The organism is Salinimicrobium sp. WS361 (assembly GCF_050750585.1).
Lineage (GTDB): Bacteria > Bacteroidota > Bacteroidia > Flavobacteriales > Flavobacteriaceae > Salinimicrobium.
Genome location: NZ_JBOJLM010000002.1, coordinates 102,378 through 123,981 on the forward strand (window position 1 = coordinate 102,378; position 21,604 = coordinate 123,981).

Sequence of the window (21,604 nt, forward strand, 5' to 3'; positions counted from 1 at the left end):
ATCCGCAACTTTTTAATCCTAACCCATTAAATAGTAAGAGAATAAAGAATTATTATTGCACTTAAGAAAATTGATTGATGTCTTTCGATAAGGAGTTGATAAACTGGTATTTAGAGAATAAAAGGGATCTGCCATGGCGCAGAACTAAAGACCCTTATCAAATATGGCTTAGTGAAATAATTCTTCAGCAAACCCGGGTTGAACAGGGAAAACCATACTATTTTAAGTTCTTAAAAGCTTATCCCAACGTTTTGGCTTTAGCTAATGCTTCGGAAGAAGAAGTGCTAAAACTTTGGCAGGGGCTTGGCTATTACTCCCGGGCCAGGAATTTACATTTTACTGCAAAATATATAGTTTTCGATCTCGGCGGAAGGTTTCCTGCTTCCTATAAAGAACTGGTAAAATTAAAAGGAGTGGGTGATTATACCGCGGCTGCAATAGCTTCAATTTGTTATGAAGAACCACAGGCAGCAGTAGACGGTAATGTTTACAGGGTTTTGGCGCGCATCTTCGGTATAGATACTCCAACAAATTCGAGCCAGGGGATCAAAGAATTCCGGCAGCTCGCTCAAAAGCTTATTAATAAGGACGAGCCTGCAAATTTCAATCAGGCGTTAATAGAATTTGGATCAGAACAATGTAAGCCGCGCAGGCCACTTTGTGGTTCCTGCCCATTTGTTAAAACATGTGTGGCTTTCAATCAGGATCGAATAGGTGAACTGCCCGTAAACCTGAAGAAGCAGAAGATCAAAAAAAGGCATTTTAATTACCTCGTCTATATTTCAGAAGAAGGAAAAACTATCATGAACCGGCGTCACGGAAAGGGAATTTGGGAAGGGCTTTACGAATTCCCGCTGGTGGAGACTGCTTCCGAAGTGCAACTTGAAAATCTTGTGGCCGATATCCCTGCGGAATATTCAGCAATAGATAAGAATGCCGTGCTGTACAACGATCTCCCTGTAGTACATAAGCTCACCCATCAACATATCTACACCAAATTCTGGATAGTAAAATGTGATGAGCTGCCTGAAGAAGCGCTCTCTATGGCCGAAGTAAATAAATTACCCGTCCCGGTTTTAATAGAAAATTTTATTGATACCTTTGATTTTTAAGCTCTTTAAAAAAGAACTTCTCAAAAATGACATTTTTGGAAGGTGATTGAAGAGTAATTTGCTATTTTTAAATTGTAACTTAAACTACAAACCATGACCGGAACCTTAAATAAAGTAATGCTTATTGGCCACACGGGAGACGATGTGAAAATGCACTATTTTGAAGGAGGTGGATCTATTGGGCGTTTTCCTTTGGCAACCAATGAGGTCTATACCAATAAAACTACAGGTCAAAAGGTTGAAAATACCGAATGGCACAATGTTGTGGTGCGAAATAAAGCTGCCGAGATCTGTGAGAAGTACCTTAAGAAAGGCGATAAGGTCTATATTGAGGGAAGGATCAAGACCAGAAAATGGCAGGACGATAAAGGAATTGAAAGGTACTCTACCGAAATACAGTGTACAGATTTCACCTTTTTGACACCCAAAGATGCTGCAGCACCTGGCGCTGGAGGTAACCAGGGTGGCGGTTATGGGCAGTCGCAGTCTCAACAACAGCAGGGGCAACAGTACAGCCAGCCGCGCCAGAATGCGCCTTCAACCAATCAATCGCAGAGTTTTACACAGGAGGACGAGGATGATCTTCCGTTCTAAGTCTAATTAAAAGTTACACATTTGGATCCCGATCCTGACAGTTTTATACCTCTTTTTGTTGATAACCTTCCGCAGCTATTAGGTGTTGTCACGGCAATGCTTTTGCTGGTTTGCTCTGCACTTATTTCGGGTGCCGAGGTGGCAATGTTCTCACTTACCCCGCCCGACTTTGAGGTGGAAGAGTCTAAGAGGAGCGTAAAAGAACAGATTGTTATAAGCCTGCTCGATAAACCGAAGAAATTACTGGCCACCATCCTGGTTGCTAACAACATGATTAATATTGCTATTATCCTGTTGTTTGATAACCTTACCGATGCAGCCTTTGAGAATATTGAAACGGTCTTTATGGGAGTAGATCTTCAGTTTCTCCTGGAAGTGGTAGTAGTGACTTTTCTTATCCTTCTTTTTGGAGAAATTTTGCCCAAGGTATACGCCAGCCGCAACAAAGTAGCCTTTTCGCACTTTATGGCTTACCCTCTTAACGTTCTCGATAAGTTATTTTCACCCCTGAGTATTCCCATGAGGGCAGTTACTATTGGCATACATCAAAGACTGGGGAATAAGAGCCATGGTCTCAGCGTTGATCAGTTATCACAGGCCCTGGAGCTAACAAGTCAGCACGACACCACCAAGGAGGAGCAAAAGATCTTACGTGGAATTGTCTCTTTTGGAAATACCGATACCAAACAGGTAATGCGGCCGCGCATGGATATTTTTGCGCTTAACGAAACTCAGGATTATAGTGAGATCATTCCGGAGATCATAGAAAATGGATATTCCCGTATTCCTGTATATAAGGAGAACATAGATAACGTTACGGGTATTCTATATGTGAAGGACCTTCTGCCTTTTCTTGAAGAGGATCACTACGAATGGACTTCCCTGCTAAGAGAACCTTATTTTGTCCCTGAAAATAAAAAGCTGGATGACCTTTTAAACGATTTCAAAATTAAAAAGAATCACCTGGCCATTGTGGTTGATGAATATGGCGGTACAAGCGGACTCATTTCTCTTGAAGATATTATTGAAGAAATTGTAGGAGATATTAGTGATGAGTTTGATGATGAAGATCTTATCTTTTCAAAATTAGATGAGAATAACTACGTTTTTGAAGGAAAGACTCCGCTGAAGGATTTTTATAGGGTAATAAAACTAGATAATCCGGAATTATTTGAAGAGAATAAAGGTGAGGCCGAAACACTTGCCGGCTTCCTGCTTGAAATTTCAGGAAGTTTTCCCCGAAAGAACGATGTAATACTTTTTGACGGTTATAGTTTTACGGTTGAAGCTGTAGACAAGAAGCGGATTAAACAAATTAAAGTGAGTATCACCGGAGAATGAAAAGGATGATTTTTTTGACATTTTTGGCAGGTTTGGTCTCATGTGGCAATGAAGTACAGCCAAAACCTAATGCGTATCTGGCGTTGGAGTATCCCGCGGCTGAGTATGTTTTCTATTCAAACGACGGATGTCCTTACGGATTTGAAAAAAATTCCAGGGCTGTAGTGCAGCCTTCCCGGGTAGGGAGGGAGTGTTGGTTAAACCTGGAATATCCGCGTTTAAAAGGTACTATTTTCATTACTTATCAGCCGGTAGAGAACAATCTCGATTCCCTGCTTACCGATGCTCAAAAACTACCTTTGCAGCATACAATTAAAGCCGATGCAATCGAGGGATCGGTATATAGTAACAATTATCACAACACCTACGGCATGTTCTATCAGGTTTTGGGAGATGCAGCATCGCAGGCCCAGTTCTACCTTACCGATAGTACCAGCCATTTTCTTACAGGCTCAGTGTATTTTGAGGCACAGCCTAACTTTGATTCTATCTTACCAGCCGCAGCTTACCTTAAGAAGGATATAAGGCACCTTATGGAAACTGTGAAATGGCAACCTAATAGCAGTGACTAATTTCTTGCTGTAGTTTCTTACTTTTGGCAGCTTAAAATTTGATATGCCCAAAAGTAGCCTTAAATGGATTTATCTTTGCCTGCTTGCCCTGGTTTGGGGCAGCTCTTTTATTCTCATCAAAAAAGGACTGGTGGGTCTTACTGCCTTACAGGTTGGTTCCCTGCGTACAGTCTTTGCGGCACTATTTCTTACCCTTATCGGGCTTGGGTCACTTAAACACATAAAGGGAAAGCAGTGGATGTGGATTGGTATTTCGGGCTTTTTCGGAACTTTTTTTCCTGCGTATCTGTTTTCTTTTGCTGAAACTGAAATAGACAGTGCCATTGTTTCAATTCTAAATTCCACAACTCCGTTGCTCTCCATGCTGGTTGGTATCGTGCTCTTTGAAGCCGCTTTTGTAAAAAAGAAGTTTCTAGGGGTAATGGTGGGGCTGGCGGGAACCACAGCTTTAATTTGGAGTGGTGCCACTGTTAATCCCGATCAAAATTACTGGTATTCCCTGCTGGTGATTCTGGCGTCATTGTTCTACGGATTCAATGCCAACATCATTAAAAAGCACCTGCAAAATCTACCTGCCCTGGCCATTACAACAGGTAACTTTATGGTTATTGCCATACCCGCTCTCATTGTTCTCGCCAGTACAGGATTCTTTTCTGCAGAAACCCTTTCTGCACCAAATGTGCCTATGAGTTTGATGTATATAGGTATACTCGGGGTAGTGGGTACAGGTGCTGCTTTAATAGTTTTCAATAAGCTTATTCAAATCTCAGATCCGGTTTTCTCAACCTCGGTAACTTATCTCGTGCCCATAGTGGCTGTGGGTTGGGGCGTACTTGACGGGGAGGAATTTAGCTTAGTTCAGATCTTCTCGGGGGTGGTTATCATAATAGGAGTTCTTATCGTAAATAGCAGGAAAAAAAATAGTTAAGATGTATTTGGAGATTTTTTAACTATTTCTTAACTTTACATTGCTATTGAATTTCTAATCCCTATATGAAATGAAAAAGAGAATGTTTTTTGGTTTTGCATGCTTTGTTGGGTTTTCTCTTTTGATTGCCTGGCAGTTTGCAGCCGCCGAACTTGCTGATCTTCAGAAAAAAGATGATATGATCAAAAAGGAGAAGACAGAATTTGTTTCGTCTCAACCTGAGACGCCATTATTCGTCTAACTCACCTCTCCATCTTTCTTAGACTTAAAAAGGATTGTTAAAAATGCCCTTTTTGGAGCAGGTTTATCTTTATGTTTGTTAAAAAAATAAAGCCGGTGCTATTAGTACCGGCTTTTAGGTTTGATCTTGTGTTTTTTTATTCGAAGTCAGCGTCAGTGACGTCTTCATTGACTTTAACATCACTTACCTGGAAGATAAGAGTCATTGCTCCCATGGTTTGAGATAGCTGAAAAGGAAATTTAACCCCTTCTACTTCCCTGTAATCACTATAGGTGATAGGAATGGTCATTGTTTGTGGTCCCTGCTTCATGGTTTTCACTTGCTTGACCTTTAACCCGCTGTCTTTACTGTAGTAGTTAGTGGTGGTTTCATCCATTTTAACTGCATAGGCTTCTTCTCCATCAACGTCTTCTATCCCCTCTAAAGTGGCATTTTCGGCGATCAATTCAGGGAAGGGATGAGCTTCAGCTTTTGCGGCAACTACCTGCTCTTCGGTGTAAGGTATCTTTTGTCCCTGCGCAGCAACAAAACCTGTAGCTCCATTAAATATCTGTTTTTGTACCACATTTCCTCCCATAGAGATCACAGTAGATGATTTTCCGGAAGAAGTAACTTTTGTCTCAAGATCCATTTTTTGACCCTGAATCTCGGCTTGTGCGATCATGTAAACAGATTCAATATCATTAACGGCATCTTTTCCACCAACAGCCTGAATGTATTTATCAAATACTTTTGCAGCTGTCATTGACGGATCTACTTTTTTGTTGTAGTCTGGTTTTTCGATGGCATTGGCATACTTGTCAAAATACTTTACAGGAATATCTTTTCCATTGTAAGTGAGGTTTTCAAGAGGTTCGGCTACTTCGCTCCCTTTACCAACAACTACGATCCTTGCATTATCTGCCAGGTAGTATTTTTTAGCTACTCTCTGGATATCTTCGGCAGTTACAGCGTTTATCTTTTTTAGGTATGTCTGGTAGAAATCCTGCGGAAGGTTATCTGTTTCGATGTTTAAGGCGTACTGGGCTATTGTAGAGGGTCTCTCAAGAGCAAGAACAAAGTCTCCGGTGTATTTTGCCTTAGCGTTTTCCAATTCTTCAGCAGAAACTTTTTCGTTCCTTATTCTGTGTAGTTCATCAAGGAAAGCAACAACGGCAGAATCTGTTACTGCATTACGCACACTTGCGCTTGCAACAAAACGAGCCACATATTTGTCATCTCCTGTGCTGGAGTATGCTCCATAAGTGTAGCCTTTGTCTTCTCTAAGGTTAAGGAAAAGCCTGGCTTCTCCACCGCCACCAAGAATCTTATTGGCGATAAGGACAGGGAAATAGTCTGGATCTCCTTTTTGTAGCTGGATGGTATTGGTTACCTGCACTTCACTTTGAACCGCATTTGGGAAATCGACAAAATTCACCTGAGTTTCAGGAACGTTTTTCACATTCTGCAGGGTGTTTTTTGGAAGTTCGCTTTTCTTCCAGCTGCCAAAGTTCTTTTCAACAAGCTTTTTAACTTCAGGAGTCTTTACATCTCCAATTACCACCAGGTAAGCATTCTGTGGTACATAATAGTTCTTGTAGTAGTTCTGGATATCTGCAAGAGTCAAAGCTTCAATAGATTCTTTGGTAGAGAACTCTCCGTAAGGGTGGTTCTTTCCGTAGCTAAGGGCAGAACTAATTCTGCGGGCATTTGAGGCTACATCTTTTTCTGAAGCTTTAATGTTCTCAAGAGCTCTTTCTTTTTCAGTTTCAAATTGCTCCTGTGTAAAGTTCGGGTTCAGGGCTCCTTTAGACATCAACTCCAATACTCTTGGGAAGTATTTTGAAAGCGTATTGGCTGAAGCACCACGAGAAAAGAAATTCACGCTTGCTCCCAGGTAGTCGATCTCCTCGTTAAATTTGTCTTTTGGGATATCTTTTGTTCCTTCTCCCAGTACAGACCCCATGAGTCCAGAAACTCCTGCTTTGTCTCCTTCAGCATGTGGAGGGTTATCCATAGTGAGGGTCATAGAGACACGTGGCAATTTGTGGTTTTCAACAACCAGTACTTTTAATCCATTCTTGAGAGTAAAAGTTTCAGGTTTGCCCAGGTTGATCTCTGGTGCAGGTCCTGCTTTGGGTTGTTGACTTCTGTCAATTTGTTGAGCCTGAATCCCTGTTGTAGCAAGGAATAATACTGCTAAGGCTAATATTTTGTTCTTCATCTTGTGATTAAATTTTATTGTTCAGATTCCTTCGGAAGGTATTCCAATTTCAATCTTTGATTCTCGTTGAGGTACTTTTTGGCTACGTCTCTAATTTCTTCACGGGTAATAGATCTATAGATGTCTATCTCCTCATTAATAAGGTCGGTATTTCCATAAAGTTGCTGGTAAGTGGCCAGGGAGCTGGCAATACCAGCTACACTGCTGTTTGAGTTCACATATCTGTTCTCAAATTTATTCTGAAGTTTTTCATACTCTCTCTGGCTGATCAATTCTGTCTGAAGTTTTTCAATTTCTTCATCAACTTCAGCAACAAGGGTATCAAGTTTAGTTTCTCCAAGAGGAAGACCAAAAACAACATACTGCCCGTAATCTTCCTGGGCAATGTTGAAGGCTCCAATTTGGAGGGCTTGTTTTTGATCGTCTACCAGTTTTTTGTAAAGGCGGGAAGATTTTCCGTCAGAAAGCACAGAAGAGATCATATCGAGTACATAAGCATCGCGCTCTTTCATAGAAGGCGTTCTCCAGGCAAGTACAATAGCCGGGATCTGGATGTTTGGATCGTGATATTTGGCTTCGATTTCCTGGGTAATGGGCTCTTCAACAAAGTTTTCTTTTACTACAGGCTCTCCTTTTTCAATAGGACCAAAATAGTCTTTGATCATTTCTTTTGTCTTTTCGATCTCTATATCCCCTGCAACTACAAGAGTAGCATTGTTAGGTATATAGAATTTTTCATTGAATGCGCGAAACTCTTCAAGAGTAGCAGCATCAAGATGATCCATAGAGCCTATTGTAGCCCAGCGGTAAGGGTGTTTCTCATAAAGATTTTCCTTTACTGCAGCCAGAATGTTTCCGTAAGGTGCATTGTCTACCCTAAGTCTTTTTTCTTCTTTCACTACTTCGTTTTGGGTATCTACTCCGTCCTGGTTAATTACCGGGTGCATCATTCTTTCAGATTCCATCCAAAGCCCCAGCTCCAGCTGGTTAGAAGGGAATATTTCATAGTAGTAAGTACGGTCATCGGAGGTATTCGCATTGTTTGACCCTCCATTTGAGCTAACAATTTTGAACCATTCCCCTTTTGGGATGTTTTTGGTGCCTTCAAAAAGAAGGTGTTCAAAAAAGTGTGCAAAACCGGTTCTTTCAGGATTTTCATCTTTGGCGCCTACGTGGTACATTACTGAGGTAGTGACTACCGGGGCCGAGTTGTCTTTGTGCAATATCACATCAAGACCGTTATCGAGAGTGTACTCGATGAATTCAACTTCCTGAGCCGTTCCCGTTACTCCAAGGAAAAGGCCAAGGGCAGCTAACTTAAGTTTGTTGATCATTATAGTATGGTTTTTATTAAATACAGTTTATAAGTAATATGAAGTGGGAATTTGTTACACAAATTCTTTTGCTTAGGGTTGAAATGTACAGAAAATTCTAAATTAACAAGCTCTTAAGGCATATTTCCTCTTATTTTTTGGAAATTTATAAAAATCACAAAACCCAACTCATGAAAAGATCATCTGTTCCATTGATATATGGAATTTATATCGCTATTGCATTAATAGGCTACTTCTTGTTGTTATCTCTCTTTGATTTACACCAGAACCCCGCTTACAGTGTTTTTAACATGGTCATTACAGGAGGGGGAATCTTTCTAGCCATAAAAAAGTACCGGGATAAAAAGCTGGGAAAATTTAAATATCAAAAAGGCTTTATGGCAGGTATTACGGCTGGCTTTGTAGCAACCGTTATTTTTACTGGTTTTTTTGCTGTATATACCAGTGAACTTAACCCAGGGTTTCAAGAAGAATTGATTACCATGTGGGAAACCGATTGGTTTGTAAATATTGGAATGTTGGTGTTCACCGTTGCGCTTATGGGCTTTGCTACTTCCCTGGTGGTTACCCTTGCCATTATGCAGCTGTATAAACCTACATGGAATACCTCTGAGGGTAAGAAACATACATATTAAATAAAGCCTTTGCAAATTAATTAATTAGGAGTATATTTGCACCCGCCTTGAAAAATCTCAGGGCGAGAACGTAAACCCTTAATTAAAGACGCTATGTACGCAATTGTAGAGATAGCAGGGCAGCAATTTAAAGTTGCAAAAGACCAGAAGGTATTTGTTCACAGGCTTGCAGGAGAAGAAGGAGACAGTGTTTCTTTCGATAAAGTTCTTCTTACAGGTGACGGTGACAACATCACTTTAGGCGCCCCAGCTATAGAAGGAGCTTTGGTTGATGCTAAAATCACCAGGCACCTAAAAGGAGACAAGGTAATTGTCTTCAAAAAGAAAAGAAGAAAAGGTTACCGTGTAAAGAATGGACACCGCCAGGCTCTTACCGAAATTTCTATTGAAGGAATTTCTGTAAACGGTAAAAAAGCAACTTCAGCTAAGAAAGAAGAAGCAAAATCAACTAAAGAAGATAAAGCTTCCAATAACGACCTTAGCAACAACACAGTTGCCGAACTTCGTGAAATGGCTAAAGAAAAAGGAGTTGAAGGATATTCTTCAATGAAAAAAGCCGAATTGATAGCTGCTTTAAGCTAAACGTTTAACAGTAAAAAGTAAAAAGAAATGGCTCACAAAAAAGGAGTTGGTAGTTCCAAGAACGGTAGGGAATCTGAATCGAAACGCTTAGGTGTGAAGATCTTTGGAGGACAGGCTGCCATTGCTGGGAACATCATCGTTAGACAAAGAGGTACTGCGCACAATCCAGGTGAGAATGTGTATGCCGGAAAAGACCATACTTTACATGCCAAAGTAGACGGTCTTGTAAAATTTACTAAAAAGAAAGATAACAAGTCTTACGTTTCTATAGAACCGTTCCAGGCTTAAGATCTTAATTTTTAAGATATTGTGACCCTTCTGAATTTATTCAGGAGGGTTTTTTTTATCTTTATAGGAAACCCTAAAATTCAGGATGATGAAGTACTTCACAATTTACTCTACAAAAGACGAAAATGAAGTTGCAGTTCTGAAAAGGGTATATAGCGAGGAAGGGATCGACTACCGGATCACCGAAGCAGATGAAAAAGCAGAGGTGAAAAGAGTGCAGGTTACTGAGGAGGATAAAGGTAAGGCCAGGGAGCTTCTTGATCAAACAGGCTTTCTTACGGCCAGTCAGGCACATGCTCCGGTTCGGAGAAGGACTGCTGGCAGGAAATGGATCTTCATCTTTCTCGCCGTATTCATCATTATCATAGTAGCAGTGGCTATCCTCATGTTTATGAATGTGGAGTAAAAACTTTTTGCCAACCAAGAAATTATGAGCTATTCTACCATTTTTGAGACTTCAGCACAAAACCAGATCATCCTGCTTAAGAATATTTTTGAGCAAAATAATGTGAGATATAAAATGTTTGATGAGACCGGGAACACTAATTTTGCTTTGGGAGTCAGATTTCAGGTGCACAATAATGACTTGAAAAGTGCTGAAGCATTACTGCGGGAAAACGGCTTTTTAGAGGACCCTGCTCCCGGGCAGAGTTCTGTATCTATGTCGAAATTCTGGCTGTGGTTGGTGATTGCGCTGGTCTGCCTCATTTTCGCCGCTTTTCTGATCAATTTATTGATGCAGGAATAATAGAATTAGAATATAATCCTTCAGATATCTACAAAAAAAATAATTCCCTTCAAAAATGTCATTTTTGAAGGGAATTTCTATTTAGAGCTTTCTTATCTAAAGACTACCGTCTACAGCCTATCGACTAAATTAGTATCTGTAGTATTCAGGTTTAAAAGGACCTTCAACAGTTACACCAATATATTGGGCCTGTTCTTCAGAAAGTTTTGTTAGTTCCACACCAATCTTTTCAAGGTGAAGAGCAGCTACTTTCTCATCTAAATGCTTAGGAAGCATATAAACTTTGTTCTCGTACTGGTCTGTATTCTTCCAAAGTTCGATCTGGGCCAGGGTCTGGTTTGTAAATGAGTTACTCATTACAAAACTTGGGTGGCCTGTAGCGCATCCAAGGTTTACAAGACGACCTTCAGCAAGAAGGATGATATCTTTCCCGTCAATAGTGTATTTATCAACCTGTGGCTTGATCTCAGATTTTGTGCTTCCGTAGTTTTCATTCAGCCACGCAACCTGGATCTCGTTATCAAAGTGCCCGATATTACAAACGATGGTTTTGTCTTTCATCGACTTGAAGTGCTCTCCACGCACAATGTCTTTATTCCCGGTGGTGGTAATAACGATATCAGCTTTTGGCAGTACAGTTTCAAGTTTCTTTACTTCAAATCCGTCCATTGCAGCCTGTAGGGCACAAATTGGATCGATTTCTGTAACGGTAACTATTGAACCTGCACCTCTAAAAGAAGCGGCAGTACCTTTACCAACGTCGCCATATCCACAAACCACAACTCTTTTACCTGCAAGCATCACATCTGTAGCACGACGAATAGCATCTACTGCACTTTCTCTACATCCATACTTGTTGTCGAATTTTGACTTGGTTACAGAGTCGTTAACATTGATGGCAGGCATAGGAAGCGTTCCGTTCTTCATGCGCTCGTAAAGCCTGTGAACACCGGTAGTAGTTTCTTCAGAAAGGCCTTTAATTCCTTCAGCAAGTTCTGGATATTTGTCCAGTACCATGTTGGTAAGGTCGCCTCCGTCATCAAGGATCATGTTTAGTGGCTTACGATCTTCACCAAAGAAAAGCGTTTGCTCGATACACCAGTCAAATTCTTCAGCATTCATCCCTTTCCAGGCATAAACGGGAATTCCGGCAGCGGCAATTGCAGCGGCAGCCTGGTCTTGTGTTGAAAATATATTACATGAACTCCAGGTTACTTCGGCACCAAGGGCTACAAGAGTCTCTATAAGCACAGCAGTCTGGATGGTCATGTGAAGGCAACCGGCAATGCGCGCACCCTTCAAAGGCTGCTCTTTTCCATACTCCTCACGCAGGGACATAAGACCCGGCATTTCGGCTTCGGCAAGTTCTATCTCTTTTCTTCCCCATTCTGCCAGGGAAATATCTTTCACTTTATACTGGGTATAAGGCTCTGTTTTAGTTGACATATTATTATATTTGATTTAGCATATTCAGAAATGCAAAAATACAGAATATCTAAGAGTTATATATGCCCCTTTACAAAAGAATAACAATAAATAAAGCTACTAATGTGCTCATTTGGAAGATCGAAGAGTCTTTTGAAGAGTTAAGTAAAGGCATAACCCTCACCCCCTTATGCAGCGAAAGGGTGCAGGGGATGAAAAGTGATATTCACCGCCGCGGTTTTATGAGCGTACGGCATTTACTTGCCGAAGCTGGTTATGAAGACAGCGACCTCTTTTATGATGAAGCGGGGAAACCCCACCTGCGCGATGGCAAATACATTTCTATCACCCATTCCTTTAATTTCTCGGGAATTATTGTGAGTGACAGGGAAGTTGGGATCGATATTGAGAAACAGCGGGAAAAAATCCTCTTAATTGCACCAAAATTCACTCCTATAGAAGAATACAGGACCCTCGCAAACACCGATGCACTTATTAGAAAGCTCACTATTGTTTGGGGCGCCAAAGAAGCTGTGTACAAACTCTACGCCCAGCCAAAAGTGAGTTTTTTGCAGCACATTAATATTACCGATTTCGATTTTGATGAGCAGAAGACCACCGGGAAGATTACTTTTAACGGCCAAACCAGCTGGTATGAATTCGAATTTACCGAATTTGAAGGTTTCACCTGTGTCTATACCCTTCGAAAAGTCTCTTAATGCCAAAGGTACTGGAGGGAATCATTACTGCGGAAAAAGCCGGCACAAAAATGCTGGCGGTATTAATAGATCCTGAAAAATTCGACTGCAGCACTGCTCAAAAATTCCTTCGGAAAATGCCATTTTTGACTACCCATATTTTTATTGGAGGCAGTACCTGTACGCCTGAAGCGGTAGAAGAATGTACAAAAGCCATTAAAGCCGAAACCCATCTACCCGTAGTGCTTTTCCCGGGTGACCACCAGCAAATTTCAGGTAAAGCCGATGCCCTCCTTTTTCTAAGCCTGCTCTCCGGAAGAAACCCCGACTACCTGATTGGGCAGCAGGTGAGATCTGTGCCGCTTATTTCAAAAACCAGGCTCGAAATCATTCCCACGGCCTATCTGCTCATTGATGGAGGAAAGGAAACTGCCGTACAAAGGGCCAGCAAAACCCAGCCGCTTCCGCAGAAAGATGTACAGCATATCGTAGATACTGCCATGGCCGGAAAATATATGGGGAAACGTCTTATTTACCTGGAAGCCGGTAGCGGCGCAAATATTCCTGTTGCAGCAGGAATAATTTCCGCAGTAAAAGAAGCAGTGCAATTGCCCGTTATTGTTGGCGGGGGCATAAGAACTAAAGAACAGCTTGAGGCTGCTTACAGTGCCGGGGCCAATATGGTGGTGATAGGCACAGCCTTCGAAAAAGGGCATTTTTTCCTCTGATTTTCTTCAGTCGCAGCAAAAGTTTTCAAAAAGGCCTGTTTTACGTCTTAATCTTCCTAATTTTGAGAAGACAAAAACTATCAACATGCAAATTTCAGTAGAACTTGCTCTTACTCCGCTTCAGGATGATTTTGAAGCGCCCATTAAAGACTTTATCAAGAAACTTCGCAGTTCGGGGTTGACTGTAATGGAAAATCCTTTGAGCACCCAAATTTACGGGGAATACGACAAGGTGATGGAATTCCTGACTGAAGAGGTGAGGGAAACTTTTCAGGCTTCAGATCATGTATTGCTTACCATGAAACTTGTAAAGGGAAACAGAAGCGATTATGCAGCCGATTTTTGATTTCTTTTTTCAGCAGTATTCAGATTATCCTACGCTTTACATAATTTTAGAACTCATTGCGGTGGTGTTCGGGTTTCTTTCGGTGTGGTATTCCAAGCAGGAGAATATCCTGGTTTACCCCACCGGAATTATTAGTACCGTTATCTTTGTTTACCTGCTGTGGCAGTGGGAGCTGCTGGGAGATATGATGATCAACGTATATTATTCTACCATGAGTATTTACGGCTGGTATGTATGGACGCGCAAGGTAGATGCCCGGCATTACATTCCCATCACCACCACCACTCAAAAAGAGCATTTTTGGAGCCTCATCATTTTTGTTGCTACCATGGCTTTTACTTTTGGGATCTACGAGTATTTTGATAAGTGGAATAGCTGGACCGCTTATGTAGACACCGTGACCACGGCCATATTTTTTGTGGGTATGTGGCTCATGGCACGAAAAAAACTCGAAAACTGGATCTACTGGATCGTGGGTGATATTATTTCTGTGCCATTATATTTTTACAAGGGGCTCACTTTTACCAGTTTGCAGTACCTTTTGTTCACAATAATCGCAGTTTACGGATATAAAACATGGAAGAAGAGCTTGAGCAGCGGCGGTCACGTGATGTCATAAAAATAGTCCTGTTTGGACCCGAGTCTACAGGAAAAACCACCCTGGCCCAAATGCTGGCCAAACACTACAATACGCAGTGGGTGCCCGAATATATGAGGGAATACCTGCAAAAGAAGTGGGATGAACAGCAGGAGACCTGCCAACCTCATGACCTTTTGCCTATAGCCCGTGGCCAGATGGCCATTGAAAACCTGAAGGAAGCTAAAGCCAGTAAATATCTTTTTTGCGATACCAACCTGCTTGAACTGGTAGTCTACAGCCGTGCCTATTACAACGAATTTGTTGATCAAGTCCTTCTTAAACATGCGTTAAAGGCACAGTACGATCTCTATTTTTTAACGTATATTGATGTTCCCTGGGTTGAAGATGATCTTCGCGACCGCCCTGAAGACAGGGATGAAATGTTCGCCAGATTCAAAAAAGCCCTTGATGACAACCATTTACCCTACCGCATCCTGGAAGGTGTCTTGCAGCAGCGGCTGGAAATGGCGATAAAAATTATTGATCAACTTAAAAAATAGACCATTGGACTTTAGTGAAAAGGACATCTCCCACTTCAGGGAGAAAGGGATCTCTCCCGAAAAAGTAGAAGAGCAAATCGAGATCTTTAAAAGAGGAAATATTGTAGTTAACATCAGGGAGGCAGCTACAGTAAAAAACGGAATCCTCGCATTTTCCGAAGAAGAAAAAAACGAACTTACAGCGCTTTACGAATCGAGAAAGGATGATCTTGATCTCCTTAAATTCGTGCCGGCATCGGGCGCAGCCACCCGTATGTTTAAAGCTTTTTACAATCTGCTGAAGGAATTTGATCCCGAAAATGAAAATCTGGATGAATATATAGATCAAAAGAACGAGCAGAGCCTCGAAGTGTTTTTTAACCGTATAAAAGATCTTCCTTTTTACGATGAGGTAAAGAAAAGGGCTGTCCAGTCTACCCCGGGTTACGAAGAAATGCCAGAAGACCGTCAGCAGTATTTATTCGTAAAATATATGCTGCAGGAGGATGGATTAGATCTTGGAGATCAACCTAAAGGTCTCGTGCCATTCCATAAATATGATGACCATCTTGCTACAGCTTTTAAGGAACATTTAGTAGAAGCTATAGATTACGCGGCTTCCGTTAAGAAAGTGCGTATCCATCTTACGGTTGCCAAAGAGCACAGGGAAAAATTTGAAGAGGAAGCCCGGGAAGTAGTGCCCCGTCTTGAAGAGGAAACAGGCTACAGGTTTGAAATCTCCTATTCGTACCAGGATCCAAAAACCGATACTGTTGCGGTTACCAAAGAAAATGAACCCTTTAGGGATGAAGATGGAGAAATCTTCTTTAGGCCCGGCGGCCACGGTGCCCTCATCCAAAACCTGAATGACCAGGAGGCCGACCTTATCTTTATAAAGAACATTGACAACGTAGTGATCCCCAAGAACAGGGAACTTCTTGCTTCCTATAAAAAAATGTTGGGAGGTAAGTTGCTGCAGCTGCAGGAGAAGGTATTCAAGTATCTTGAGCAGTTGGAGCAAGGTGCCTCAGAAGATGAACTTCAGGAGATGGCAGAATTCCTTCAGCATGATCTAAATGCAGGGCTTAGTGTCAATTTTTACGATCTTACTGAAGAGGAAAAACCTTCAGTAATAAAGAACCTTCTCAACAGGCCAATTCGCGTTTGTGGTATGGTTAAAAATGAAGGGGAACCGGGAGGAGGACCTTTCTGGGTAACCCATAAGAATGGTAAGATCTCTTTGCAAATTGTAGAAAGTGCACAAATAGATCACGAGAATTATCAGCAGAGCAAGATAGCTAATGAAGCTACCCACTTTAACCCGGTAGATATAGTATGTTCTACCAAAGATTATCGCGGAGGCAAATTTGATCTCGACGAGTACGTTGATGAGGATACCAGCTTCATTGCAAATAAAACAAAAGACGGGAAAGAACTTAAGGCTCTAGAGCTACCGGGCTTGTGGAACGGCGGTATGGCCTACTGGAATACCATCTTTGTGGAGGTGCCGGTAGAGACTTTTAATCCGGTGAAAACTGTAGCCGATCTTTTAAAATCTTCACACCAGGTACAGTAAGTTGGATGAACAACAGCTCATACAGGAATCTGACTACAAGGCCGTAAGAAGTTCGGGCGCTGGGGGTCAAAATGTGAACAAGGTCTCTTCAAAAGTGGAGCTACACTTCAGGCTGGAGGAGACCCAGGGACTTTCGGAAGAAGAAAAGCAGCGGGCATTGAAGAAATTGTCATCCCGGCTTACAAATTCGGGAGAGTTGATCTTGCAGTGTGATGAATCAAGAAGTCAGCACAAAAATAAAGAGATCGTTACCCAAAGGTTTCTGGAACTCGTTAAGCAGGCTATTGTAAAACCGAAGATCCGGAAGAAGACCAAAACTCCAAAAGCAGCAAAACTGAAGCGGTTAAGAGAGAAAAAGAAACTTTCAGAAAAGAAAGCTACCCGCAAAGACCCTCTAAAAGATTGAAATGAGGAATATTTCTACAATTGGGTGGGGAAAAATCTAAATTACCGCACATCCTTCACTTCACAAAAAATAGCTAAAACCCCTGTGCCACAGGGGTTTTGTTGTTGATGTACCAAAATGGCCCGGTTTTCCCTCTAGACTTATCAGACTAAAACTAAAACATTAAACCCAAAAAACTTAGAATTATGAAAAAAGTATGTCTTACAATATTCGCTGCATCTGCAATGTTATTTTCAGCTCAAAATCTTACAGCCCAGGAAGTAGCCCAGACGCAGGTTGAGGTAGAGGAAACAGAGGTGCAAAGAGCCCAGGATGATTTTACACAAATTGAAGTTCAGGAACTGCCTGCTGCTGTACAGGAAGCTGTAGAACGTGACTATGCGGGGGCCACTATTGCTGAAGCCTATGTGAAAGAGCATGAAGGAGCACAAAAATTCAAGCTTAAATTGACCACTGCCAATGGTGAGGAGCAAGAGCTTTACGCCGATGCCGAAGGTAACTGGATAGATAAGGATAAAAAGTAATCAAGGAACTGTTCAGAGCAGTAATCTTGATCGCTACCACTAAACTAAAGGAGAAACCGACTCCTGGTGGCAGATCTCCCGCGGAAGATGTATTACCTGAGTAATTGCTACCCCGGAACCACCAACCTTCTGGTGTGGTATTAAGCCAACAGAGGAGATTTGAAAAATGGAGAATGTTCAAAAAAGAGAGCTATGATTTTAGCTCTCTTTTTTATGTTTATTTTTGGTCTTGAGGGGTGGGAAAACTGTAATTTTGTTACTATTTAAAAATACCAATGACCAAAATTCTCTTAGTTGAAGATGATGTAGCATTCTGTACTATGCTCAAGACTTTCCTGGTAAAAAAGGAATGTGAAGTTGATGCTGTGTACACTGCAACTGAAGCTCTTAACCTGGTTGCCAAAAACAAATACGACCTGGTAATTTCAGATGTGCGTCTCCCCGACAAGGAGGGGCTCGAGATCCTGCAGGCTGTAAATCAAAAAGGAGAAAAGACAGGGGTCATTATGATGACGAGCTATGCCGAAATTAGTATGGCTGTAAATGCAATTAAAGAAGGGGCATTAGATTACATAGCCAAGCCATTCCATCCCGAGGTGATCATGAATGCGATCCAGGCAGCTGTAAAGAATCCCATTATTCCTAAAGTGCCCTCTCCCAAAAAACCTGAAACTTCTGCACCGCAGGACACCTACATTAAAGGCGGGAGCGAAGCTTCTTCCAAGCTTAATAACTACATAGATCTTGTTGCGCCTACCAATATGTCTGTGCTCATTATGGGTGAAAGTGGTACGGGAAAGGAACAGATCGCTAAAAGTATCCACCAGAAAAGCAAGCGAAATGCAGCGCCATTTGTTGCAGTAGATTGTGGAGCCATTCCGCGGGAACTTGCTTCCAGTGAATTTTTCGGGCACGTAAAAGGCTCTTTTACGGGAGCGGTAAATAATAAAACCGGGCATTTTGAAGCTGCCAATGGCGGCACACTTTTCCTGGATGAAATTGGGAACCTAAGTTACGAGTTACAGGTGCAGCTGTTGCGCGCTTTGCAGGAACGCAAGGTAAAACCTGTAGGCAGTAATGAAGAGATTCATGTGAACATAAGGGTTATCGCAGCTACAAACGAAGATCTTTCTGAAGCTGTCAAAAAAGGTGATTTTAGAGAAGATCTTTATCACCGCCTCAATGAATTTTCTATTAAAGTACCTTCTTTAAAAGACAGGAAAGAAGACCTAATGGTGTTTGCTAATTACTTTCTTGACAGTGCCAACGAAGAATTGGAAAAAGATATTTCAGGTTTTTCTGAAAAGACCATTGCTGCTTTCAAAAGGTATAATTGGCCGGGCAATCTCCGGGAGCTGAAAAATGTTGTAAAACGAGCTGTTTTACTTTCAACAGGAGAATATATTTCTTCCAGTTGTTTACCAACCGAAGTACTTGCGGCCCAGGAGGAACCTGAAGAACAGGATTACAGCCTCTTCAAAAATAAGAATGAGCAGGAAATGATCCTGGATGCGCTTGAAAAGACCCGGGGTAATAAAAGTAAGGCTGCAAAATTGCTGTCAATTGATAGGAAAACGCTCTATAATAAACTGAAGCAATACGGTATTAACCTGTAATCTCTTCCTGAAGGTTTTCCAGAAGCTTATTCACCTCTTGTGCCAGAGCAGGTACATCTACGCTTTCTGTTTCTGTACCACTGGCATTTTCTAAAATCACAAGTTTCTGCACCAAATATGGTACCTGCAGCTGCCTGAACATAGGCAACATCTTATGCGCTACGGCAGAGACCTTCTCTTTTTGCCCTTTTTGATGGGCCATTTGCAGTAAGACCAGGTTAGACCTGGTGCTTTCAATAAAAGCGGTTAAAATGGCATCCATAGCTTCAGGATCTTCTCCTGCAAAGTTCCTGATCTCGGTTAAGGTATAGTTCTTTTCTGGCTGGGCTGAAGTATTAGTAGCCGGAGGCGGGCTTTTTAATTGTAGGTCCAGCAGGTCGCCAATAAGATGCAGTAATTCACCCGGAGAATATGGCTTAAAAAGACTGCCGCTAAATCCCCTTTTTAGATAGTCTGCTGCACTAACGTCTGGCCTGCCCGAGAGGGCAATGACAGGAAGATCCTGCAGGTTGGCGTCTTTCCTGATTTTTCGGAGCAGTTCAAAACCGTCCATCTTTGGCATTTGAATATCTGTAAGCACCAGGTGTGGCGGGAAGGCCTTTACCTCTTTTAAAGCTTCCTTCCCATTGTGTGCGGTGCGATAAGACATACCTGCATTGCGTATCAATTCCTTTAGCAATCCCAGTTGAGCCGGTTCATCATCTACAATGAGTACAGAGATCTTCTCGGGATCTACTATCGGCAGGTTTCGGGCGGCTACAGGCTCTTCATTCGTGGAGGCATATTCTACAGGAATCCTGATTAAAAAGGTGCTGCCTTTTCCGGGTTCACTTTCCAGGCTTATTTTTCCGCCTAAAAGATCGGTGAGTTTCTTGCTTATAGATAAGCCAAGTCCGGTGCCGCCGTACCGCTTTTCTATGCTGCTGTCTTCCTGTGAAAATTCTTCAAAAACCTTCTCTTTCTGTTCTTTTGAAATCCCTATTCCGGTGTCTTTAATTTCAATGAACAAGATGGGGTTATTCTTCTCCTGCTCCAGTCCGGCTTTTACTTGTACACTGCCCTGCGGTGTAAACTTGCAGGCATTGTTTACCAGGTTTGTAAGTATCTGTTTTATTCTGAAAGGGTCTGTAATTACCGGCCTGTCCAGTTCGGGTGCTATTTCTACCCGAACCTCCACATCCCGTGGCTTTTCCGGAGGGACAGCGTTTTCTACGGTTTCTTCGATCAGGTTCTTCGGATTAAAAGCCAGGGTATCAATAGACATTTTTCCGGCTTCAAGCCGCGACAGGTCCAGCAGGTCGTTCACAAGTCGCAGCAGGTAATCTGATGATCGCTTTAGCTGTCGCAGGTACCTGTTCTGGGATTTGTTGAGCTCACTTTTTTCGAGTAAACCTGTATATCCTATGATGGTGTTCAGGGGAGACCTTAAATCGTGTGTAACCGTATTCATAAATTGTTCACGGCTGGAGAGTAGCGATTCCGCATAAGTCTTTGCAGCCTCCAGCTCCTGCCTGTACTGCTGACTCTTAGAAACGTCTTTCACCACCAGGAACACAAAGGTTAAAATTACCAGCAGGCTTGCAATTGCCAGGAAGAGGATGATCCTGGAAGTGTCTTCTACGGTATTTTGCCAGGCCTCTACCTGATCCATGGACGCCATTCTTTCTTCAGTCTCCAAAGTACTTAACAAGGTCCTTAACCTGTTATTGAGCTGTATCTCATTGGCCAGTAACTGGTCTTCCTTGCTTTCCAGTTCCTGCCGGTAGCGCCGCTCCTGGGTTTCCAGCTGGCCCAGTACACTCTTTACCGAATTTACGAGGGAATCTATGGTGATCGCTGGAGGTTTCGGGCTCTGCTCATTTGAGTACTGCAGTAGTTTTATGAGTAGTTGCCGTTGGTGAGGTTGCAGGTCTTTAAAACGCTGGTCGTAGTTTCGGCTTTCAAAGTTTTCATCTACCCGCTGTAATTCTGAAAGTACCCTGGCGTAATAGCTTTCTGTTTCTCCGCGGGCCCTTAGCTCCAGCAGTTCTTCCAGGTTTTCGGTCTTCTGGCTAAGCAGCGTGTTTATGCTGTCTATTTCCCTGTCCAGAGAACTGTCGGTCCTGAAATTTTGCAGAGAGGCGAGGGTGAATTTTATGGAATCGATTTTGGCATTATAGGTATCAAGACCTTCCAGGTTAGCACTTTGAATGAGCTGCCTGCTAAGACTTTCGGCCTCGTACAGCTTTGTGGCGGCCTCTCCCACCAAAAGTAGTTTTTGGTTTCCGGCATTACTCCTTTCGGTTAAGCTGGTATAACCGGTCACCTGGTTATAAATAAACCACACCGCCAGTCCCATGAGAGAGGCCAGAATGATATAACCGGCAAAGACCGTGAAAGTTATAGATGCCTTTTTTTTTGCCATGATTTCTTTGAAAGTGTAAAATTAAAAGCTTTCTGTGCTAAACCTTCAAAAATTAGGTTAAATCGAAAAAAAGCATTTACCTTTGCCGCGTCTCAAAGGGGTGCTAAGTCCTGCGGAAGCAGGAGGAAGCTGAGATTATACCCAAGGAACCTGGGCAGGTAATGCTGCCAAGGGATAGGTGCAA

24 protein-coding genes are annotated in these 21,604 nt (G+C 42.1%); 20 read left to right on the forward strand and 4 right to left on the reverse strand.

Translation table 11 applies throughout. The features are described 5' to 3' along the window. Window positions 1–77: 77 nt before the first annotated feature. From mutY to ACQ93I_RS02365, 6 genes are all read left to right on the forward strand, one after another. On the forward strand, window positions 78–1,112 hold the full coding sequence (gene mutY / locus ACQ93I_RS02340; RefSeq protein WP_431696977.1) for an A/G-specific adenine glycosylase: 1,035 nt from the start codon (window positions 78–80) through the stop codon (window positions 1,110–1,112). Window positions 1,113–1,205: 93 nt separating this feature from the next. Then, complete coding sequence (locus ACQ93I_RS02345) at window positions 1,206–1,706, forward strand: single-stranded DNA-binding protein (RefSeq protein WP_431696978.1); 501 nt, start codon at window positions 1,206–1,208, stop codon at window positions 1,704–1,706. A 21-nt stretch (window positions 1,707–1,727) separates the two neighbouring features. Beyond that, complete coding sequence (locus ACQ93I_RS02350; RefSeq protein WP_431696979.1) at window positions 1,728–3,047, forward strand: gliding motility-associated protein GldE; 1,320 nt, start codon at window positions 1,728–1,730, stop codon at window positions 3,045–3,047. Beyond that, entirely contained in the window at window positions 3,044–3,619 is a 576-nt protein-coding gene (gene gldD, locus ACQ93I_RS02355; RefSeq protein ID WP_431696980.1) for a gliding motility lipoprotein GldD, read from the forward strand. Before ACQ93I_RS02350 ends, gldD begins: the two co-directional genes overlap by 4 nt. 43 nt (window positions 3,620–3,662) lie before the next feature. Continuing rightward, the gene (locus ACQ93I_RS02360; RefSeq protein ID WP_431696981.1) at window positions 3,663–4,547 is read left to right on the forward strand and encodes a DMT family transporter; all 885 of its coding nucleotides are present in this window, start codon (window positions 3,663–3,665) and stop codon (window positions 4,545–4,547) included. A gap of 70 nt (window positions 4,548–4,617) precedes the next feature. Further along, window positions 4,618–4,788: a hypothetical protein gene (locus tag ACQ93I_RS02365; protein WP_431696982.1), complete on the forward strand. Its 171-nt coding sequence runs from the start codon at window positions 4,618–4,620 to the stop codon at window positions 4,786–4,788. Between the two features lie 136 nt (window positions 4,789–4,924). Here the strand turns inward: ACQ93I_RS02365 and ACQ93I_RS02370 are convergent, their stop codons facing one another. Together ACQ93I_RS02370 and ACQ93I_RS02375 are read right to left on the reverse strand one after the other, a co-directional pair. Next, window positions 4,925–6,991: a M16 family metallopeptidase gene (locus ACQ93I_RS02370; protein ID WP_431696983.1), complete on the reverse strand. Its 2,067-nt coding sequence runs from the start codon at window positions 6,989–6,991 to the stop codon at window positions 4,925–4,927. A 14-nt stretch (window positions 6,992–7,005) separates the two neighbouring features. Further along, entirely contained in the window at window positions 7,006–8,325 is a 1,320-nt protein-coding gene (locus ACQ93I_RS02375; RefSeq protein WP_431696984.1) for a M16 family metallopeptidase, read from the reverse strand. A 170-nt stretch (window positions 8,326–8,495) separates the two neighbouring features. On the opposite strand from ACQ93I_RS02375, the gene ACQ93I_RS02380 reads away from it, so the two are divergent. The 5 genes from ACQ93I_RS02380 (at window position 8,496) to ACQ93I_RS02400 (ending at window position 10,578) form a co-directional block, all read left to right on the forward strand. Then, entirely contained in the window at window positions 8,496–8,960 is a 465-nt protein-coding gene (locus tag ACQ93I_RS02380; protein WP_431696985.1) for a DUF4199 domain-containing protein, read from the forward strand. Window positions 8,961–9,053: 93 nt separating this feature from the next. Then, window positions 9,054–9,542: a 50S ribosomal protein L21 gene (gene rplU / locus ACQ93I_RS02385; RefSeq protein ID WP_266071161.1), complete on the forward strand. Its 489-nt coding sequence runs from the start codon at window positions 9,054–9,056 to the stop codon at window positions 9,540–9,542. Window positions 9,543–9,569: 27 nt separating this feature from the next. Then, window positions 9,570–9,830, forward strand: coding sequence for a 50S ribosomal protein L27 (rpmA, locus tag ACQ93I_RS02390; RefSeq protein ID WP_189605378.1), 261 nt, complete (start codon window positions 9,570–9,572; stop codon window positions 9,828–9,830). 88 nt (window positions 9,831–9,918) lie between these two features. Continuing rightward, window positions 9,919–10,236 carry a hypothetical protein gene (locus tag ACQ93I_RS02395; protein ID WP_431696986.1) on the forward strand — a complete coding sequence of 106 codons (318 nt, stop codon included), beginning with the start codon at window positions 9,919–9,921 and terminating at the stop codon, window positions 10,234–10,236. Window positions 10,237–10,260: 24 nt separating this feature from the next. Then, window positions 10,261–10,578 carry a hypothetical protein gene (locus ACQ93I_RS02400; RefSeq protein WP_431696987.1) on the forward strand — a complete coding sequence of 106 codons (318 nt, stop codon included), beginning with the start codon at window positions 10,261–10,263 and terminating at the stop codon, window positions 10,576–10,578. Window positions 10,579–10,707: 129 nt separating this feature from the next. Here the strand turns inward: ACQ93I_RS02400 and ahcY are convergent, their stop codons facing one another. Next, window positions 10,708–12,024, reverse strand: a complete 1,317-nt coding sequence (gene ahcY / locus ACQ93I_RS02405; RefSeq protein WP_431696988.1) for an adenosylhomocysteinase — start codon at window positions 12,022–12,024, stop codon at window positions 10,708–10,710. Between the two features lie 62 nt (window positions 12,025–12,086). On the opposite strand from ahcY, the gene ACQ93I_RS02410 reads away from it, so the two are divergent. The 9 genes from ACQ93I_RS02410 (at window position 12,087) to ACQ93I_RS02450 (ending at window position 19,016) form a co-directional block, all read left to right on the forward strand. Beyond that, complete coding sequence (locus ACQ93I_RS02410; RefSeq protein WP_345599471.1) at window positions 12,087–12,722, forward strand: 4'-phosphopantetheinyl transferase family protein; 636 nt, start codon at window positions 12,087–12,089, stop codon at window positions 12,720–12,722. Beyond that, a complete protein-coding gene (locus tag ACQ93I_RS02415) occupies window positions 12,722–13,429 on the forward strand; it encodes a geranylgeranylglyceryl/heptaprenylglyceryl phosphate synthase (protein ID WP_431696989.1) in 708 nt (235 codons plus the stop codon). Before ACQ93I_RS02410 ends, ACQ93I_RS02415 begins: the two co-directional genes overlap by 1 nt. 85 nt (window positions 13,430–13,514) lie before the next feature. After that, window positions 13,515–13,775 carry a YkoF family thiamine/hydroxymethylpyrimidine-binding protein gene (locus tag ACQ93I_RS02420; RefSeq protein WP_431696990.1) on the forward strand — a complete coding sequence of 87 codons (261 nt, stop codon included), beginning with the start codon at window positions 13,515–13,517 and terminating at the stop codon, window positions 13,773–13,775. Then, on the forward strand, window positions 13,759–14,394 hold the full coding sequence (pnuC, locus tag ACQ93I_RS02425) for a nicotinamide riboside transporter PnuC (protein ID WP_266071152.1): 636 nt from the start codon (window positions 13,759–13,761) through the stop codon (window positions 14,392–14,394). The genes ACQ93I_RS02420 and pnuC overlap by 17 nt, the downstream gene beginning before the upstream one ends. Further along, window positions 14,352–14,915 (forward strand): AAA family ATPase, encoded by a 564-nt coding sequence (locus ACQ93I_RS02430; RefSeq protein ID WP_431696991.1) that lies wholly within the window; start codon window positions 14,352–14,354, stop codon window positions 14,913–14,915. The genes pnuC and ACQ93I_RS02430 overlap by 43 nt, the downstream gene beginning before the upstream one ends. A gap of 4 nt (window positions 14,916–14,919) precedes the next feature. Continuing rightward, entirely contained in the window at window positions 14,920–16,470 is a 1,551-nt protein-coding gene (locus ACQ93I_RS02435; RefSeq protein ID WP_431696992.1) for a DUF4301 family protein, read from the forward strand. Between the two features lies 1 nt (window position 16,471). Next, the gene (gene arfB / locus ACQ93I_RS02440) at window positions 16,472–16,876 is read left to right on the forward strand and encodes an alternative ribosome rescue aminoacyl-tRNA hydrolase ArfB (RefSeq protein ID WP_431696993.1); all 405 of its coding nucleotides are present in this window, start codon (window positions 16,472–16,474) and stop codon (window positions 16,874–16,876) included. Between the two features lie 185 nt (window positions 16,877–17,061). Further along, the gene (locus ACQ93I_RS02445) at window positions 17,062–17,400 is read left to right on the forward strand and encodes a hypothetical protein (RefSeq protein ID WP_431696994.1); all 339 of its coding nucleotides are present in this window, start codon (window positions 17,062–17,064) and stop codon (window positions 17,398–17,400) included. A 275-nt stretch (window positions 17,401–17,675) separates the two neighbouring features. Then, window positions 17,676–19,016: a sigma-54-dependent transcriptional regulator gene (locus tag ACQ93I_RS02450; protein WP_431696995.1), complete on the forward strand. Its 1,341-nt coding sequence runs from the start codon at window positions 17,676–17,678 to the stop codon at window positions 19,014–19,016. Here the strand turns inward: ACQ93I_RS02450 and ACQ93I_RS02455 are convergent. Further along, window positions 19,006–21,420 carry an ATP-binding response regulator gene (locus ACQ93I_RS02455; protein ID WP_431696996.1) on the reverse strand — a complete coding sequence of 805 codons (2,415 nt, stop codon included), beginning with the start codon at window positions 21,418–21,420 and terminating at the stop codon, window positions 19,006–19,008. The genes ACQ93I_RS02450 and ACQ93I_RS02455 overlap by 11 nt on opposite strands. Window positions 21,421–21,604 lie beyond the last annotated feature (184 nt).